At 61.4% G+C, this 17,286-nt stretch carries 14 protein-coding genes and 1 pseudogene; 10 read left to right on the top strand and 5 right to left on the bottom strand.

The window, feature by feature from the left end; translation table 11 throughout:
* Positions 1-63: 63 nt before the first annotated feature.
* From ACZZ0K_RS06780 to ACZZ0K_RS06745, 8 genes are all read left to right on the top strand, one after another.
* Entirely contained in the window at positions 64-1,929 is a 1,866-nt protein-coding gene (locus ACZZ0K_RS06780; RefSeq protein ID WP_258706957.1) for an extracellular solute-binding protein, read from the top strand.
* 1 nt (position 1,930) lies between these two features.
* On the top strand, positions 1,931-2,995 hold the full coding sequence (locus ACZZ0K_RS06775; protein ID WP_056788670.1) for a microcin C ABC transporter permease YejB: 1,065 nt from the start codon (positions 1,931-1,933) through the stop codon (positions 2,993-2,995).
* Complete coding sequence (locus ACZZ0K_RS06770; RefSeq protein WP_123442070.1) at positions 2,995-4,017, top strand: ABC transporter permease; 1,023 nt, start codon at positions 2,995-2,997, stop codon at positions 4,015-4,017. Before ACZZ0K_RS06775 ends, ACZZ0K_RS06770 begins: the two co-directional genes overlap by 1 nt.
* A 1-nt stretch (position 4,018) precedes the next feature.
* Entirely contained in the window at positions 4,019-5,653 is a 1,635-nt protein-coding gene (locus ACZZ0K_RS06765; protein WP_056788665.1) for an ABC transporter ATP-binding protein, read from the top strand.
* Between the two features lie 170 nt (positions 5,654-5,823).
* Entirely contained in the window at positions 5,824-6,345 is a 522-nt protein-coding gene (locus ACZZ0K_RS06760; protein WP_016775383.1) for a DUF3455 domain-containing protein, read from the top strand.
* A gap of 161 nt (positions 6,346-6,506) precedes the next feature.
* A complete protein-coding gene (locus ACZZ0K_RS06755) occupies positions 6,507-7,034 on the top strand; it encodes a sigma-70 family RNA polymerase sigma factor (protein WP_252878565.1) in 528 nt (175 codons plus the stop codon).
* Complete coding sequence (locus ACZZ0K_RS06750; protein WP_252867914.1) at positions 7,031-7,723, top strand: anti-sigma factor; 693 nt, start codon at positions 7,031-7,033, stop codon at positions 7,721-7,723. Before ACZZ0K_RS06755 ends, ACZZ0K_RS06750 begins: the two co-directional genes overlap by 4 nt.
* Positions 7,724-7,855: 132 nt before the next feature.
* On the top strand, positions 7,856-8,296 hold the full coding sequence (locus tag ACZZ0K_RS06745; RefSeq protein WP_071172976.1) for a phage infection protein: 441 nt from the start codon (positions 7,856-7,858) through the stop codon (positions 8,294-8,296).
* A gap of 70 nt (positions 8,297-8,366) precedes the next feature.
* Here ACZZ0K_RS06745 and ACZZ0K_RS06740 read toward each other — a convergent pair whose 3' ends face one another.
* A complete protein-coding gene (locus ACZZ0K_RS06740; RefSeq protein WP_258706958.1) occupies positions 8,367-9,449 on the bottom strand; it encodes a DUF1615 domain-containing protein in 1,083 nt (360 codons plus the stop codon).
* Between the two features lie 268 nt (positions 9,450-9,717).
* Here ACZZ0K_RS06740 and ACZZ0K_RS06735 point away from each other — a divergent pair, with 268 nt between their 5' ends.
* The gene (locus ACZZ0K_RS06735; protein WP_095182137.1) at positions 9,718-11,922 is read left to right on the top strand and encodes a TonB-dependent receptor; all 2,205 of its coding nucleotides are present in this window, start codon (positions 9,718-9,720) and stop codon (positions 11,920-11,922) included.
* A gap of 121 nt (positions 11,923-12,043) precedes the next feature.
* Here the strand turns inward: ACZZ0K_RS06735 and hemB are convergent, their stop codons facing one another.
* On the bottom strand, positions 12,044-13,018 hold the full coding sequence (gene hemB, locus ACZZ0K_RS06730) for a porphobilinogen synthase (protein WP_016775388.1): 975 nt from the start codon (positions 13,016-13,018) through the stop codon (positions 12,044-12,046).
* 255 nt (positions 13,019-13,273) lie between these two features.
* Entirely contained in the window at positions 13,274-13,972 is a 699-nt protein-coding gene (locus ACZZ0K_RS06725; protein WP_122611212.1) for a glutathione binding-like protein, read from the bottom strand.
* A gap of 283 nt (positions 13,973-14,255) precedes the next feature.
* Between ACZZ0K_RS06725 and ACZZ0K_RS06720 the strand changes: the two genes are divergently transcribed.
* Positions 14,256-14,930, top strand: a complete 675-nt coding sequence (locus tag ACZZ0K_RS06720) for a histidine phosphatase family protein (RefSeq protein ID WP_252876612.1) — start codon at positions 14,256-14,258, stop codon at positions 14,928-14,930.
* 109 nt (positions 14,931-15,039) lie between these two features.
* On the opposite strand, the gene mnmH is transcribed toward ACZZ0K_RS06720, so the two are convergent.
* Together mnmH and selD are read right to left on the bottom strand one after the other, a co-directional pair.
* Positions 15,040-16,146 (bottom strand): tRNA 2-selenouridine(34) synthase MnmH, encoded by a 1,107-nt coding sequence (gene mnmH, locus ACZZ0K_RS06715; protein WP_150741210.1) that lies wholly within the window; start codon positions 16,144-16,146, stop codon positions 15,040-15,042.
* Positions 16,146-17,179 (bottom strand): annotated as a pseudogene (gene selD, locus ACZZ0K_RS06710) (selenide, water dikinase SelD). The gene mnmH and the pseudogene selD overlap by 1 nt, the downstream one beginning before the upstream one ends.
* Positions 17,180-17,286 lie beyond the last annotated feature (107 nt).

Genomic DNA, 17,286 nt, shown 5'->3' with positions numbered 1-17,286 from the left:
ATCGCTGGCAAGCCAGCTCCCACATGGGGGCCGGGTTTCTTCAGGGATTTTCAGGGTGACTTCATGAGTTTTTTGCGCAACATGGCTGGCCTGCTGCTCGGCAGTGCGCTGCTGTGCTTCGGGGCGTCGGCGTTGGCCGCTGGCAGTCACGCGCTGACGGTGTACGGCGAAGCGCCGAAGTATCCGGCCGGCTTCAAGCATTTCGATTTTGTTAACCCCGACGCGCCCAAGGGCGGTTCGCTCAGCCGTGCATCGATGGAGATCGGTCAGTACAACTACATCACGCCGTATGCCGATCAGGGCATTTCGGTGGTGCAGGTCAACGATTGGGTCTACGCGCCGCTGGCGTTCCGATCGCTGGACGAGCCCTACACGGTTTACGCTCTGGTCGCGCAGCAGATCGAGCGCGATCCCGAAGGTTTGTGGGTGCGCTTCACCCTCAACCCCAAGGCACGCTTTGCCGACGGCACGCCGATCACCGCCGAAGACGTGCGCTACACCTTCAACCTGCTGATGACCAAGGGCAGCCTGAGTTACCGCCAGCAATACGCCGACGTGCAGGACGTGCTGGTCGAAAGTCCACGGCAGGTCCGTTTCACCTTCAAGAACAACCTCAATCGCACCCTCGCGCTGGATCTGGCGACGATGCGCGTGCTGCCCGAGCACTGGTGGAAAACCCGCGACTTCGCCAACGGCGGCGGCTTCGAGCCACCGCTGGGCAGCGGCCCGTACCGGGTGAGCAAGGTCGACGCCGGGCGCAGCATCAGTTTCCAGCGTGACCCGGACTGGTGGGGCAAGGACCTGCCGGTCAGTCGCGGCATGTACAACTTCGACAGCCTGACGGTGAATTTCTACGGCGACACCGACGTCGCCCGCCAGCTGTTGCAGGCCGGCGCGTTCGACTACAACCGTGAGTTCTCCTCCTCTGGTTACGTGGTCGGCTATGACAGCCCGGCACTGCGTGACGGCCGCTTGCAGCAGTCGATCCTCGCTCCGGACAAACCCACCGCTGCTCAGGGCTTCGTGTTCAACCTGCAGAACCCGTTCTTCAAGGATCGCCGCGTGCGTCAGGCGATCAGCCTGCTCTGGGATTTCGAGTGGACCAACAAACAGATGATGCGCGGCTTCTACGTGCGTCAGAACAGCTTCTGGCCCAAGAGTGAAATGGCCGCCAGCGCCCTGCCCGATGCCGAGGAATTGAAGATCCTCGAACCGCTGCGCGGCAAGGTCCCTGACGAGGTGTTCACCACGGTCTATGAAGCGCCGAAAACCGATGGCAGCGGCTACATCCGCGACAAGCAACTGCAAGCGCTGAAGCTGCTCGCCGAAGCCGGTTGGACGGCGAAAAACAATCGTCTGGTCAACGCCGCCGGCGAGCCGCTGGAATTCACCTTTCTCGATGGCCAGGGCGGCTTCGATCGCATGCTGCTGCCGTTCAAACGCACCCTCGCGCAGATCGGCATCACGCTCAATCTGCGCCGCATCGATTCGGCGCAATACATCAACCGTCTCAACGCCCGCGATTACGACATGATCGTCTGCGCTTTCCCGCGCAGTGGCGATCCGATCGTGTCCCCGGGCCGCGAGTTGTACAGCCTGTACGGCTCGCAAAGTGCCACGCAAGTCGGCAGCTCGAACGCGATGGTGCTGGCCGATCCGGCAATCGATCAACTGATTGACGGGCTGGTCCAGGCCAACAACCGCGAAGCCATGGTGCATTACGCCCGCGCCCTCGACCGGGTGCTGCAATGGGGTTACTACATGATTCCCAACTACTACTCCAAAGGCACGCCGACGGTGTATCAGAACCGCTTCGGCATACCCGCCGTGCAACCTTCGTATGACGAAGGTCTCAACACCTGGTGGGAAGTCTCGGCCAGGCCGCTGACGACTCAGCAAATGAGCGCTCAGCTTGCGGGAGGCCAGTGACATGCTGCGTTATCTGAGTCGCCGTTTGCTGCTGATCATCCCCACGCTGTTGTGCATTCTGGTGGTGAATTTTCTTATCGTGCAGGCCGCACCCGGTGGCCCGGTGGAACAAGCCATCGCTCGCCTGCAAGGCTTTGGCGGGCACAGCATGGGCGGCGGTGGCGAAGTCGCGGCGGTCGGCGGTGCCGGGCGCAGCAGCCGTGGGCTGGACCCGGCGCTGATCGAGGAAATCAAACACCATTACGGCTTCGACAAACCGCTGCACGAACGCCTGTGGCTGCTGCTGAAAAACTACGCACAACTGGATCTGGGCAACAGCTTCTTTCGCGGCGCCAAGGTCACCGACCTGATCGTGCAGAAGCTGCCAGTGTCGCTGTCGCTGGGCTTGTGGGCGACGCTGATCACCTACCTGATTTCGATTCCGCTGGGCATTCGCAAGGCGATCAGGAACGGCAGCGCCTTCGATGTCTGGAGCAGCACCGCGATCATCGTTGGCTATGCCATGCCAGCGTTTCTCTTCGCCATTCTGTTGATCGTGGTGTTCGCCGGGGGCAGCTACGTCAACTGGTTTCCGGTGCAGGGATTGGTGTCGGACAACTTCGACAGCCTCAGCACATTGGGCAAGGTCGGCGACTACCTCTGGCACCTCGTACTGCCGGTCACGGCGCTGGTGATCGGCGGCTTCGCCACGCTGACGATCCTGACCAAGAACAGCTTTCTCAACGAGATCAGCCGGCAGTACGTGATCACCGCACGAGCCAAGGGCCTGACCGAGCGGCGCGTGCTGTACGGCCACGTGTTTCGCAACGCCATGCTGCTGGTGGTGGCCGGCGTGCCGTCGGCACTGATCGAAGTGTTTTTCGCCGGTTCCCTGCTGATCGAAACCATCTTCAACCTCGACGGCCTCGGGCGCATGAGCTACGAAGCGGCGGTGTCGCGTGACTATCCGGTGGTGTTCGGCGCGCTGTTTCTGTTCACCCTGTTCGGCCTGCTGATCAAGCTGATCGGCGACCTCTGCTACACCCTGCTCGACCCGCGCATCGATTTTTCGGCGAGGACTGCCTGATGTTCACACTGTCGCCTCTGGGCCAGCGCCGCGTCGCGCAATTCAAGGCCAACCGCCGTGGGCGCTGGTCACTGTGGCTGTTTATCGGCCTGTGCCTGATCTGCCTCGGTGGCGAGCTGATCGCCAACGACAAGCCGCTGGTGATCCGCTACCACGACGCCTTTTACTTTCCGATCCTCAGCGATTATCTGGAAACCGATTTCGGCGGCGAGTTGCCGTTCCAACCGGATTACGCCAGCAGTTATGTGCACAAACTGATCGAGGATCAGGGCGGCTGGATGCTGTTTCCGCCGATCCCGTTCAGCTACGACACGGTCAACTACGACCTCACCGAACCGGCGCCCAGCCCGCCGTCATCGAGCAATTGGCTGGGCACCGATGATCAGGCCCGCGATGTTCTGGCGCGGGTGATTTTCGGCACGCGGATTTCCATTTTGTTTGCGCTGATCCTCACCGCGATCAGCGCGTTGATCGGCATTGTCGCCGGGGCCTTGCAGGGCTACTACGGCGGCTGGGTCGACTTGCTCGGGCAGCGCGTCCTGGAAATCTGGTCGGGGCTGCCGGTGCTGTATCTGCTGATCATTCTGTCCGGCTTCGTCTCGCCGAGTTTCTGGTGGCTGCTGGGGATCATGGCGCTGTTTTCCTGGCTGGCGCTGGTCGACGTGGTGCGCGCCGAGTTCCTCCGTGGACGCAATCTCGAATACGTGAAAGCCGCGCGGGCGCTGGGCCTGACCGACAGCGAACTGATGCGCCGGCACATTCTGCCCAACGCCATGACCTCCACCCTAACCTACCTGCCGTTCATTCTCACCGGCGCCATCGCCACCCTGACCGCGCTGGATTTTCTCGGCTTCGGCATGCCCGCCGGCACCGCGTCGCTGGGCGAGTTGATCGGCCAGGCCAAACGCAATCTGCAGGCACCGTGGCTGGGGCTGACAGCGTTTTTTGCCCTGGCGCTGATCCTGTCTTTGTTGGTTTTCATCGGTGAAGCGTGCCGAGATGCCTTTGATCCGAGGAGCTGACATGCAAGACCATTTAATCGAGATCCGCGACCTGCGCGTCGCCTTCGCAGGGCAAGAAGTGGTGCACGGTGTGAACCTCGATATTCGCCGTGGCGAGTGTCTGGCGCTGGTCGGCGAGTCCGGCTCGGGCAAGTCAGTGACGGCGCATTCGATTCTGCGTCTGCTGCCTGGCCAGAGCGTCAGCAGCAGCGGCGCGATTCGTTATAACGGCGTGGATTTGCTGCATGCCAGCGAACAACAGATGCGCGGTTTGCGCGGCAATCGCATTGCGATGATTTTCCAGGAGCCGATGACCTCGCTGAACCCGTTGCACACGGTGGAAAAACAGATCAGCGAAGTGTTGGAAATCCACAAGGGCCTCAAGGGTCGCGCCGCCCGCGCGCGGACGCTGGAGCTGCTGGAACTGGTGGGTATTCGCCAGCCGTTGCAGCGACTCAAAGCCTATCCGCATCAGCTTTCCGGTGGTCAGCGGCAACGGGTAATGATCGCCATGGCGCTGGCCAACGAGCCGGAACTGTTGATTGCCGATGAACCGACCACGGCACTGGACGTGACCGTACAGCAGAAGATTCTTGAGCTGCTGATCGAGTTGCAGCAGCGCCTCGGCATGTCGCTGTTGCTGATCAGCCACGACCTCAATCTGGTACGCCGGATCGCTCAGCGCGTGTGCGTAATGCGTCAGGGCGAGATCGTTGAACAGGCCGATTGCGAGACGCTGTTCCAAGCGCCGCAACACCCCTATAGCCGGTTGTTGATCGAAGCGGAACCGAGCGGCGCGCCAGTGCCCAGTGAGTACGAGCACAACCTGCTGGAAGTCGATGATTTGAAGGTGTGGTTTGCCCTGCCGAAAAAACTCTTCAGCCGCCAGCAGGATTACATCAAAGCGGTGGACGGCGTCAGTTTCACCCTGCAACGCGGCAAGACCCTGGGGATTGTCGGCGAATCGGGGTCGGGCAAGTCGACGCTGGGTCAGGCGATCCTGCGACTGGTCGAATCAGAGGGCAATATCCGTTTCGGCAACAAGCAGTTGAGCCTGCTCAATCAGCGTCTGATGCGCCCGTTGCGCCGGCAGATTCAGGTGGTGTTTCAGGATCCGTTCGGCAGCCTCAGCCCACGCATGTCGGTGCAGCAGATCATTGCCGAAGGCTTGCTGACCCACGGCATCGGCAGCGAGGCCGAGCGCGAGGCAGCGGTGATTCGCGTGCTGGAGGAAGTCGGCCTCGATCCGCAAAGCCGCCATCGTTATCCCCACGAATTTTCCGGCGGCCAGCGCCAGCGCATCTCCATCGCCCGCGCACTGGTGCTGGAACCGGCGCTGATCCTGCTCGACGAACCGACGTCGGCGCTGGATCGCACGGTGCAGAAGCAAGTGGTGGAGTTGTTGCGCCAGTTGCAGATCAGGCATGGGCTGACCTATCTGTTCATCAGCCATGATCTGGCGGTGGTACATGCGCTGGCGCATGACTTGATGGTGATCAAGGATGGCAAGGTGGTTGAACAAGGGTCGTCGCGGGAGATTTTCGCTGCGCCGCAACATCCGTATACCCAGGAACTCCTGAAAGCCTCCGGCCTGAAGCCTGATGAAGAACCTTGTGGGAGCGAGCCTGCTCGCGAATGCGGTGCATCAGTCACATAAGTGCTGGCTGGCCCGACGCTTTCGCGAGCAGGCTCGCTCCCACAGGTTTGATAGGTGGTGTTTGAAATTTATTTTTCCGGCACTGCATCCAATCGCCTCCGCCACGGGTAGTCCCTGTAACAGCCCACTCTGGTGCTGTCAGCGCCCTACCCTTTTCGGAGAATCATCGGATGAACATCACCCAGCTGATTGGCTTCACCGGTTTGCTCGCCTTCACCGCGACCACCTTCGCCCAGAGCAGTTATCCCGACGCGATCAAGGTGCCGGACGGGCACAAGATTGCCCTGGAAACCACCGGGGTTGGCGAGATCACCTACGAATGCCGCGACAAACCCAATATGGCCGGGCAGACCGAGTGGACCTTTGTCGGCCCGAAAGCGGTGCTCAATGATCGCAGCGGCAAACAGGTCGGCACCTATTTCGGCCCGCCAGCGACCTGGCAAGCCAAGGACGGTTCGAAAGTCACCGGCACGCAACTCGCCGTGGCACCGTCGAGCCCGGGCAACCTGCCTTATCAACTGGTCAAGGCCAATCCGGCCGAGGGCAAAGGCGCGATGACCGGGGTCAGCTATATCCAGCGTGTTGCGCTCAAGGGCGGCGTCGCGCCGGGCAGTGAGTGCACCATGGCGAACAAGGGCAAGCAGGAAGTGGTGAAGTACCAGGCGGATTATATTTTCTGGGCGGCGAACTGATATCCGGAAGCAGTGCACAATCCTGTGGGAGCGAGCCTGCTCGCAAAGACGGAGTGTCAGTCGCCTTATTACTTTCTGACCCACCGCTTTCGCGAGCAGGCTCGCTCCCACAGGGAACCATGCGTCTGGATGTTTGGGAAATGTGAGCTAGATTGCACCCCATGCCTTTACCCGAATCCGTTTTCGATTACGAAGCCCGCCTCGCCGCCTGTGCCCGGGGCGAGCGCGCGGCTTTGCGCGATTTGTATGTGCAGGAAGGCCCGCGCCTGCTCGGCGTGGCCAAGCGGCTGGTGCGCGATACGGCGCTGGCGGAGGACATTGTGCATGAGGCATTCATCAAGATCTGGCACGGCGCGGCCGGGTTCGACCCGGCGCGCGGCTCGGCGCGGGGCTGGATGTTCAGCGTGACCCGGCACCTTGCCTTGAATCAGTTGCGCAAGCAAAGTCGGGAAACGCCGTTCAGCGAAGAACATGAGGCAGCGGCGCCTGATGAGCTGGCCGATATTCACTCGGCGCGCATTCATCGCTGCCTCGAACAACTGGAACCGCAGCGGCGCAGCTGCATCCTCCATGCCTACGTCGACGGTTACAGCCACGCGCAGATTTCCGCGCGCCTCGGCACGCCGCTGGGCACGGTCAAAGCGTGGATCAAGCGCAGCCTCAATGCTTTGCGGGAGTGCATGGGATGACCGGCGAATCAGCGCAGGAACGGGATGAACTGGCCGGCGAATACGTGCTCGGCACCTTGTCGTTCGAGCAGCGCATCGAGGTGCAACGGCGGCTGCCGAACGATCCTGAGTTGCGCGCGGCAGTCGACGCATGGGAGCGACGTCTGCTGGAGCTGACCGATCTGGCCGAACCTCAGCAACCCTCGGCGCAGTTATGGTCACGTATCGAGCGCAGTCTCGAACGGCTTACGGTGAAGAAGCCGCTGACCTCGTGGTGGAATCTGCTGCCACTGTGGCGTGGCCTGAGTGCGGCGGGCCTGGCTGCGACGCTGATTCTGGGCGCGATGCTACTGACCCAGACTGCGCCGAAACCGAGTTATCTGGTGGTGCTGGTGGCGCCGCAGGACAAGGCGCCGGGCTGGGTGATTCAGGCGAGCAATGCGCGGGAGATCCAGTTGATTCCGCTGGGGGTGGTCGAGGTGCCGGCGGACAAGGCGCTGGAGTTCTGGACCAAGGCTGACGGCTGGTCGGGGCCGGTGTCATTGGGACTGGTCAAACCGGGGCAAGCGTTGTCGGTGCCGCTGGACAAGTTGCCGCCGCTGCAACCGAACCAGCTGTTTGAGCTGACGCTGGAAGGCGCCAATGGCTCACCGATCGGCAAACCGACCGGGCCGATTCAGGCGATCGGGCGTGCGGTGAAGGTGCTCTGAGGCTCTGCTACGCGGTTGTCCGCAACCATCATCGACGTCGATGTTCACCATCACGGCAATGAAGTTCTCATAAAAAATTCCGGGCGTAACATCAGCTCCATACCAACCAACAACACCCCGGAGCACACCATCATGAAACGCCAGACTCTTCTCAGCATTGCTTTCTCGGTTTTCGCAGTTAACGCTTTCGCCGCCACCCCGGCGCACACCATGATCGCCGAAGGCGGCTCGGACAAACTGATCGAAAGCCGTCTGGCTGAAGGCGGTTCGGATCGTCTGATCGAACGCCGCGTTGCCGAAGGTGGTTCCGATCGTCTGATCGAACGCCGCGTTGCCGAAGGTGGCTCTGATCGTCTGATCGAGCGCCGCGTTGCCGAAGGTGGTTCGGATCGTCTGATCGAACGCCGCGTTGCCGAAGGTGGTTCGGATCGTCTGATCGAACGCCGCGTTGCCGAAGGTGGCTCTGATCGTCTGATCGAGCGCCGCGTTGCCGAAGGTGGTTCGGATCGTCTGATCGAACGCCGCGTTGCTGAAGGTGGCTCGGATCGTCTGATCGAACGCCGTGTTGCCTGATGCATCACTGCAAGCGCAACACCGCAGAGAAACCCGGCTCCCGCAGCCGGGTTTTTTATGTCTGCGTGTTTTATCCGGCCTTCGCCATGCAGCGCTTGTAACGCTCGTCCACGCGCTTGGCGAACCAGGCAGTGGTGAGTTTGCGGGTGATCTTCGGACTCTGCAGCACAATCCCCGGCAATACCGCGCGCGGTAACGCCTTGCCTTCGGCCCGCTCCGCCAGTTCGAACACGCGTTGATAGAGTCTGGTCTCTTCGAATTCCAGGGTTTTGCCCTTCTCCAGTTGATCGCGAATCGTCGGGTTGCGCATGCCCAGCGACTTGCCGAGGGTGCGCACCGCCAGTTCGGTACTGCCGGGCATGATCGAGTCGTAGCGAATCAGGTCGCCGTCCAGGGTCAGGGGGATGCCGGACGCGCGGCTGACCGCATTCTGAAACGCGGCATTGCGACTGGCGTACCAGCCGGCGTTGAAATCGGCGAAACGATACAACGGCTCGCGGTAATTCACCGGGTAACCGAGCAAATGGGCGATGCCGAAATACATGCCGCCGCGCCGGCTGAACACTTCACGACGGATCGTGCCGTCCACCGGGTACGGGTAATCCTTGGCGTGCTCCTCGGCGAATTCGATGCTGACCTGCATCGGCCCGCCGGTGTGCACCGGGTTGAAGCCGCCGAACAGCGTGCGGCCCATCGGCACCATGCCGATGAAGTCGTCGAAAATCGCGCTCAGTTCCTTTTCACTGCGCGCCGCATTCAGACGCTCGCTGTAGGTCTTGCCGTTGGGCGAGCGCACTTGCAGAGCGCCGCTGACCAGTAGGCTGGGGATGTGCACCTTGGCGGCGCGGCGGTCGATTTCGTCGCGGGCGATCTTGCCCAGCCCGGACACCGTCGGGTCGGCCTGGAAAGTCGATTCCTGCTCGGCCACGGCCAGTACCGAACACAGATTCTGCGTGGTGGTGTTGATGCCTTGCGCGGCGAACGCGGCGTAGATGTCCGTGGCCCAGCCCTGACGGTCGGCAGTTTTCGCCGGCAACAGCCGAACGATTTCAGCCTTCACTTCGGCCGGCGGACGCGGCGCCGGTTCGTTGCTGCGCTGGCTGGCGCAACCGGCGAGCAGTAGCACGGCGCCGAGAGTAATGAGTAATCGCATGTTGCTCCATCCAATCAAATTAGCCACAACACCATACACAACCCCCGTAGGAGCTGCCGCAGGCTGCGATCTTTTGATCTTGCTTTTTGCAGATCAGATCAAGATCAAAATCAAAAGATCGCAGCCTTCGGCAGCTCCTACACGCTGATGACAAACTGATTGCAAAACGTTACTGCGAAACCCTATCATTCGCGCCTGGAGTCGCATTAGCGCAAGGAGTTCCGCGCCGCCCTTATTTTTCTTTGGCCGCTCGCCTCCAGGATCCGACATGCCCGCTTCAGCTCGACTCGGCGCTCCATTTCGCCCGACTTTGCTTGCCCTGCTGTGCTCCCTGACCGTTACCGCCCACGCCGCTGAACAAAACAGCAAAGAGCTGGTGCTCGACGACGTCAACGTCAATGCCCAAGCCCCGACACCCAACGCCCTGCCCCCGGTCTACGCTGGCGGTCAGGTTGCGCGCGGCGGCCAGTTGGGCGTGCTCGGCAATCAGGACATGATGGACGTGCCCTTCAGTGCGGCGTCCTACACCGAGCAATTGATCCAGGATCAGCAGGCGGAAAACGTCGCCGACGTGCTGCTCAACGATTCTTCCGTGCGCCAGGCCTCGGGCTTCTCCAACCAGGCGCAGGTCTTCATGATTCGCGGCCTGCCGCTCAATGGCGATGATATTTCCTATAACGGCCTGTACGGCGTATTGCCCCGGCAGATTATTTCCACCGATGCGCTGGAGCGCGTGGAAGTGTTCAAAGGCCCCAACGCTTTCATCAACGGCGTGACCCCGACCGGTTCCGGCATCGGCGGCGGCGTCAACCTGCAACCCAAGCGGGCCGGCGACGTGCCGCTGCGTCGTTACACCACCGACATCAACAGCGAAGGCCGCATCGGTCATCACTTCGATATCGGCCAGCGTTTCGGTGAAGACAACCGCTTCGGCGCGCGGGTCAACCTGTCGCAACGCGAGGGCGACACCGGCATCGATCACGAGAACCAGCGCTCGAAACTGTTCGCCATCGGTCTGGATTATCGAGGCGATGCGCTGCGGGTTTCCGGTGACTTTGCCTATCAGAAGGAACGCGTCAACGGTGGTCGCAGCTCGGTCAACCTCGGCACCGCCACGCACATCCCGGACGCGCCATCGGCGGACACCAACTACGCGCCGAAATGGGGTTACACCGACATCGAAGACACCTTCGGCATGCTCCGCGCCGAGTACGACCTCAACGACAACTGGACCGCCTACGCCGCCGGTGGCGCCAAGCACACCCGTGAAGTCGGGCGCTATAACTCGACCACGCTGGTCGGCAACAGCGGCGCCTCGTTCACCACCGGCTCGTTCGTCCCCCACGATGAGGACAACACCAGCGTCATGGCCGGCCTCAACGGCAAATTCAACACCGGGCCAGTCAGCCACAAGCTGAATTTCGGCCTGACCGGGATCTGGGCCGAGCAGCGCAGCGCTTATGACTTCGACCTGACCCGTTACTCCAACAACATCTATCACCCGATCACCCCGCCGGCACCGGTCGGCAACTTTTCTGGCGGCGATCTCAACGATCCGGGCATCGTCGGCAAGACCTTCAACCGCAGCGTGGCGATTTCCGACACCCTCGGGTTCTTCGACGATCGCCTGCTGGTCACCGCCGGTCTGCGTCGCCAGCAACTGGTGGTGCAGGGTTACAGCTACGCCAGCTACGGCAGCGGCCCGCGTTCGTCGAGCTACGACGAATCGATCACCACTCCGGTGTACGGCATCGTGTTCAAGCCGTGGGAGCATGTGTCGTTCTACGCCAACCATATCGAAGGCCTGGCCCAAGGGCCGACTTCGCCGACCAGCTCCGGCGGTTTCCGTGTCACCAACGGCAACGAAGTCTACGCACCGAAACGCTCCAAGCAGACCGAACTGGGCGTGAAAGTCGACATGGGCACCTATGGCGCGAGCCTCGGTGTTTATCGCATCGAACAGCCAAGCGACGGCTACTGCGAAATCAACAGCGCCACCACCTGCACCTACGTGCGCGAAGGCGAGCAGATCAACAAAGGCGTGGAGATGAACGTGTTCGGCGAGCCGATCGACGGCCTGCGCCTGATCAGCGGCCTGACCCTGATGGACACCGAACTGAAAAACACCCTCAACGGCGCCAACGACGGTAACCACGCCATCGGCGTGCCGACCTTCCAGTTCAACGCTGGCGTGGATTGGGACGTGCCGGGCCTGCAAGGCGTTGCGCTGAACGCGCGGATGCTGCGCACCGGCGGACAATACGCCGACGCAGCAAACAACCTCAGCCTGCCGACGTGGAACCGCTTCGATGCAGGCGCGCGTTATGCGTTCAAGGTGTCGGAGAAGGATGTGACCGTGCGGTTCGGTGTTGAGAACCTGGCGAACAAGAAGTACTGGGAATCGGCTCAGGGCGGCTACCTGACCCAGGGCGAACCGCGAGTGGCGAAGTTGTCGGGGACGATCGACTTCTAAGCGTCATTGCGTCGTAAAAAAGGCCCCGCAGCTTCACGGTTGCGGGGCCTTTCTGGTTTTTGTGGTGCTTGACCGGACGCTTCGCGAGCAGGCTCGCTCCCACAAGGGTACGAAGTGCGGCTTAGATCCCGGCCAACGCCAGATCCATCGCAAAGTAAGTGAAGATCAGATCCGCCCCGGCACGCTTGATTGCGCCAAGGCTTTCGCGGACCACGCGATCCTCATCGATCGCCCCAGCCTGGGCGCCGAACTTGATCATCGCGTATTCACCGCTGACCTGATACGCCGCCAATGGCAGGTTCGAGGCCTGGCGAATGTCGCGGATGATGTCGAGGTAGGCGCCGGCCGGTTTGACCATCAGCGCATCGGCACCTTCCTGCTCATCGAGCAGCGATTCGCGCAGGGCTTCGCGGCGGTTCATCGGGTTCATCTGATAGCTTTTGCGATCGCCCTTGAGCGCGCTGCCGCCGGCCTCGCGGAACGGGCCGTAGAGTGCCGAAGCGAATTTGGTCGAGTAGGCCATGATCGGAATCTGCGTGAAGCCGGCAGCGTCGAGCGCCTGGCGAATCGCGCGCACCTGGCCGTCCATCGCCGCCGACGGCGCAATCACGTCAGCCCCGGCGCGGGCGGCCGCTACGGCTTGCTTGCCGAGATTGATCAGAGTCTGGTCGTTGTCGACCTCGTGGTTGTGCATCACGCCGCAATGGCCGTGATCGGTGTATTCGCAGAAGCAGGTGTCGGACATCACGATCATTTCCGGCACGGCGTCCTTGGCAATGCGCGACATGCGCGACACCAGACCGTCTTCGCGCCAGGTGTCGCTGCCGTTGGCATCGAGATGATGGGACACGCCAAAGGTCATCACCGACTTGATGCCGGCGCGGGCATAGCGCTCGATTTCACTGGCCAGTTTACGCTCGGGGATGCGCTGCACGCCGGGCATGCTGGTGATCGGCACGAAGTCGTCGATGTCTTCCTCGACGAAGATTGGCAGGACCAGATCGTTCAGGCTGAACTCGGTTTCCTGGAACAGACTGCGCAGGCTCGCATTGCGGCGCAGACGGCGGGGACGTGCTTCGGGGAACTGACTGGACATGGGGCCTTTCCTGAAAACAGCGGATGAGACGAAAGTCGTAGGGGGCGAAGCTTATGCCTTGCGGCGGGTGCGGGACAAACCTGGATCAATCAAGAGAGCGTTACCGGGCTTGTAATAATCCTGCATGTACATTTCAAATTCCTGTGGGAGCTGGCTTGCCAGCGATGGCGGCAGGTCAGTCACCAATGAGGTTGACTGTGCTGGCTTCATCGCTGGCAAGCCAGCTCCCACAGGGGGCATGTGTACAACTGAAAGTCAGGACGGGATGGTCAGGCCACGAATGACGGCCGGGCGAGCTAGAAACCGCTCCAGCACTCGGGTGACATTGGGGAAATTCTGAATGCCGACCAGATCCCCGGCCTCATAAAACCCGAGCAGATTGCGCACCCACGGGAACGTGGCGATGTCGGCGATGGTGTAGCGCTCGCCCATGATCCAGTCGCGGCCTTCGAGGCGAGTGTTGAGCACATTCAGCAGGCGTTTGCTCTCCTCGACATACCGATCGCGTGGACGCTTGTCCTCGTAATCCTTGCCGGCGAATTTGTTGAAGAAACCGAGCTGGCCGAACATCGGGCCGATGCCGCCCATCTGCCACATCAGCCATTGGATGGTCTCGTAGCGCAGCGCGCCTTCCTGAGCGAGCAACTGGCCGCTCTTGTCGGCCAGATAAATCAGGATCGCGCCGGATTCGAACAACGGCAGGGGTTTATCTTCCGGGCCATGCGGGTCGAGGATCGCCGGGATCTTGTTGTTCGGGTTCAGCGAGAGAAATTCCGCCGAGGTCTGGTCGTTGGTGTCGAAACCGACGCGGTGCGGCTCGTACGGCAGGCCGATCTCTTCGAGCATGATCGACACTTTGACGCCGTTGGGAGTCGGCAGGGAGTAGAGCTGAATCCAGTCCGGGTACTGCGCCGGCCATTTCTGAGTAATCGGGAATGCAGACAGATCGGTCATTGGAAGCATCCAGTCACAAATTGAAAACCGATCATAAAGTAGGCCTGCCGCTGCGCCTACACGAACCGTAACATCCTGTCGCTAACCTGCCTGCATGCCCGCAAAGGTTGCCGTTAGAGTGCTGCGCACTGGCCCGGATCGAACCAAACGGGCATTACAGGACTCTGAGTTATGCCTTTCTCGCAGAGGAAGCTGTTTATGACAGGGAAACACCCGGTGCTGGGAGCCCGCGGTGCCAAGGTTTGTCAGCCTTAACCGATTTTGCTGAAGAACCCTCGAATTGATGACGAACCTGATGAGTTTCGCCAAACGTTTCAAACATCGCGCGTACGTGGCCCTGCCCTCCCTGCTGGCAGTCAGCGCGCTTTTTCTGTCCCTCGAATCCAGCGAAAGCCGCGCCCAACCGGCGGACGGCACACAGACGCTGGTGTTCCTGCGCCATGCGGAAAAACCCGAAGGCGGCCTCGGCCAGCTCAACTGCCAGGGCCTGAACCGCGCTATCGACCTGTCGACGCTGCTGCCGGAAAAATTCGGCAAGGCCGATTACGTATTCGCCGCCAACCCGACGCGCAACGTCGAGGAAGGCGAGCTGGATAATTCCTACAGCTACATTCGTCCGCTGATGACCATCAGCCCGGCCGCGATCAAGCTCGGCCTGCCGGTGAACATCGAATTCTCTGCCAACGACACCAGCGATCTGGCCCGCGAGCTGCTGGACGAGAAGTATCACAACTCGACGATCTACACCGCCTGGTCCCACGGTTATCTGCCGGATCTGATCAACAAGGTCGCCGGCAACGCAGTGGGCGAGCGACAGAACATCACCGATGACTGGGCCGGCGATGACTTCGATTCGCTGTATGTGCTGACCCTGAAGTGGCACAACGGCAAGGCCAGTTTGCAGAGCCACATCTACAAACAGGGACTGGATAACGGCAAGGACACTTGCCCGACCTGATTTTTGTAGCGCCCGATCTTGCGTCTTCGCGAGCAGGCTCGCTCCCACAGGGGAACGCATTTCAACTGTGGGAGCGAGCCTGCTCGCGAAGAGGCCAGTTGCTTGCACCTCAAGCCTTCTGGCTCACCCGCTCGCGCAAATACTCGATCACCGCCTGACGCTCCCCGGCAAACTCGATCCGCCCGCCCTTCTTCTCGCGCTGGAATACATACATCGGGTCGTAGTACTCGCGCAGCAACACGCTTGTCCAATCGCGAAACAGCTCGACCGAACCGCTACGGGCCTGTTCGGCCAGTGCCGCCTCCATCTGACCGTACAGTCGTTGATAGCGCTCGCCACCCAGGCGACGCTGAATATTGTTCAGGCTGGCAATCAATCGCTCGGCATATAGGGCGAAACCCACCTGCTCGCCATGCAAGGCGACGAACTCGGCGTGCAGGTCAATCACGTAATCCTGCAGGATTCGCTCTACCCGATTCTCGAGGCTGTCTTCAAGCCAGACCAGCGGTGCCGCTTGCATGCCCCGGTACAGCGGCAACGGCAAGGCACAGCTGCCGACCACCCGACTCTCATCTTCCAGGACAAATTGCCCGATCCCGCGGGCGCGCTTTTTCAGCACATCGACAGCCAGGCGATTTTCGAAATCGATGTTGCCCGGTTGCCCGGTGGCGCGCTTGCCGAAACTCGAACCGCGGTGATTGGCATGGCCTTCAAGATCCAGACCATTGCTCAACTGCACCAGCACTTCGGTCTTGCCAGTACCGGTCATGCCACCGAGCAGAACCAGATCGCATTCGGCCACAGCCTGATCGACGGTTTCCAGGAGGAACGTGCGCATGGCCTTGTAGCCACCGCCCACACGCGGGTAATCGATGCCACCCTCGTCCTTGATCCATTGCTGGACGATCTGTGAACGCAGGCCACCGCGGAAACAATAGAGATAGCCGTCGGGGTGGTTACGGGCGAATTCGACCCAGCCCTGAATGCGTGCCTCCCGAACCTCGGCCGACACCAGCCGCTCACCCAGTGCAATCGCGGCTTGCTGCCCGTGCTGTTTGTAACAGGTGCCGACCTGTTCGCGCTCACGGTCGTTCATCAGCGGCAGATTGATCACACCCGGGAACGCGCCGTGGGAAAATTCAACCGGCGCGCGGACATCCATCATTGGCCGGTCGTTGAGGAAAATGTCGCGGTAGTCGGTGCAGTCGCGGAGCATCAAATCACCTCGACCGCGTTCGTCTGTCGCTCAACCAGTTCGCCGATCGGCGCAAGGCTCAGGCCCAGTTCGGCGGCGACGCCGAGGAACTCGTCATTACCTTCAGGCGTGACCGCAATCAGCAGACCGCCGCTGGTCTGCGGATCGCACAGCACGCGTTTGTGCAACTCCTGCACGCGGCCAACCTTGCTCGAATAGCTGTCGAAGTTGCGCAGCGTACCGCCCGGCACGCAGCCCTGATCGAGGTAGTACTCGACGCTGTCCAGACGCGGCACGCGGTCATAGGCGATGCGCGCGGTCAACTGGCTGCCGTCGGCCATTTCCACCAGATGCCCGAGCAGGCCGAAACCGGTGACGTCGGTCATCGCCGTAACGCCGGCGAGTTTGCCGAAGCGGCTGCCAGGCTTGTTCAGGGTGCACATCCAGTCGCGGGCGACACCGACGTCGGCGGCGCGCAACTTGCCCTTCTTTTCGGCGGTAGTGAGGATGCCGATGCCCAACGGTTTGGTCAGGTACAACAGGCAACCGGCGGTAGCGGTGTCGTTGCGTTTCATGTGGCGCTTTTCCACGAGGCCGGTGACGGCGAGGCCGAAGATCGGCTCCGGCGCATCGATCGAATGCCCCCCGCCAACGGAATGCCCGCCGCGTCGCACACCGAGCGACCACCACGAATCACTTCCCGCGCCACCTCCGGCGCCAGCACATTCACCGGCCAACCGAGGATCGCGATCGCCATCAACGGATCGCCGCCCATCGCGTAGATGTCGCTGATCGCGTTGGTTGCGGCGATGCGGCCGAAGTCGAACGGGTCATCGACAATCGGCATGAAGAAATCGGTGGTCGACACCACACCGCGCTCGGCATCGATCGCATACACCGCCGCGTCATCGCGCGATGCGTTGCCGACCCAGAGTTTTGGATCAAGGTTCTGTGCGCCGCTGCCGGCGAGGATCACTTCCAGCACCTGCGGGGAAATCTTGCAGCCACAACCGGCGCCATGGCTGTATTGGGTCAGACGAATCGGCTCGCTCATGGGAGAGTCTCTGGCAATGAATGGGGCGGATTCTAGCAGAGCGCGAGAGCGCAGATTTTTGTGCTGACCTAGCGGCGCCTTCGCGAGCGGGCTCGCTCCCACATTTG

This window comes from Pseudomonas sp. AC255 (assembly GCF_979258175.1).
This window is presented reverse-complemented; position numbering and strand designations above follow the sequence as displayed.

Coding starts and splice junctions, on each gene's coding strand:
- ACZZ0K_RS06780 (WP_258706957.1), top strand. CDS start 64: ATGAGTTTTTTGCGCAACATGGCTGGCCTGCTGCTCGGCAGTGCGCTG.
- ACZZ0K_RS06775 (WP_056788670.1), top strand. CDS start 1,931: ATGCTGCGTTATCTGAGTCGCCGTTTGCTGCTGATCATCCCCACGCTG.
- ACZZ0K_RS06770 (WP_123442070.1), top strand. CDS start 2,995: ATGTTCACACTGTCGCCTCTGGGCCAGCGCCGCGTCGCGCAATTCAAG.
- ACZZ0K_RS06765 (WP_056788665.1), top strand. CDS start 4,019: ATGCAAGACCATTTAATCGAGATCCGCGACCTGCGCGTCGCCTTCGCA.
- ACZZ0K_RS06760 (WP_016775383.1), top strand. CDS start 5,824: ATGAACATCACCCAGCTGATTGGCTTCACCGGTTTGCTCGCCTTCACC.
- ACZZ0K_RS06755 (WP_252878565.1), top strand. CDS start 6,507: ATGCCTTTACCCGAATCCGTTTTCGATTACGAAGCCCGCCTCGCCGCC.
- ACZZ0K_RS06750 (WP_252867914.1), top strand. CDS start 7,031: ATGACCGGCGAATCAGCGCAGGAACGGGATGAACTGGCCGGCGAATAC.
- ACZZ0K_RS06745 (WP_071172976.1), top strand. CDS start 7,856: ATGAAACGCCAGACTCTTCTCAGCATTGCTTTCTCGGTTTTCGCAGTT.
- ACZZ0K_RS06740 (WP_258706958.1), bottom strand. CDS start 9,449: ATGCGATTACTCATTACTCTCGGCGCCGTGCTACTGCTCGCCGGTTGC.
- ACZZ0K_RS06735 (WP_095182137.1), top strand. CDS start 9,718: ATGCCCGCTTCAGCTCGACTCGGCGCTCCATTTCGCCCGACTTTGCTT.
- hemB (WP_016775388.1), bottom strand. CDS start 13,018: ATGTCCAGTCAGTTCCCCGAAGCACGTCCCCGCCGTCTGCGCCGCAAT.
- ACZZ0K_RS06725 (WP_122611212.1), bottom strand. CDS start 13,972: ATGACCGATCTGTCTGCATTCCCGATTACTCAGAAATGGCCGGCGCAG.
- ACZZ0K_RS06720 (WP_252876612.1), top strand. CDS start 14,256: ATGACGAACCTGATGAGTTTCGCCAAACGTTTCAAACATCGCGCGTAC.
- mnmH (WP_150741210.1), bottom strand. CDS start 16,146: ATGCTCCGCGACTGCACCGACTACCGCGACATTTTCCTCAACGACCGG.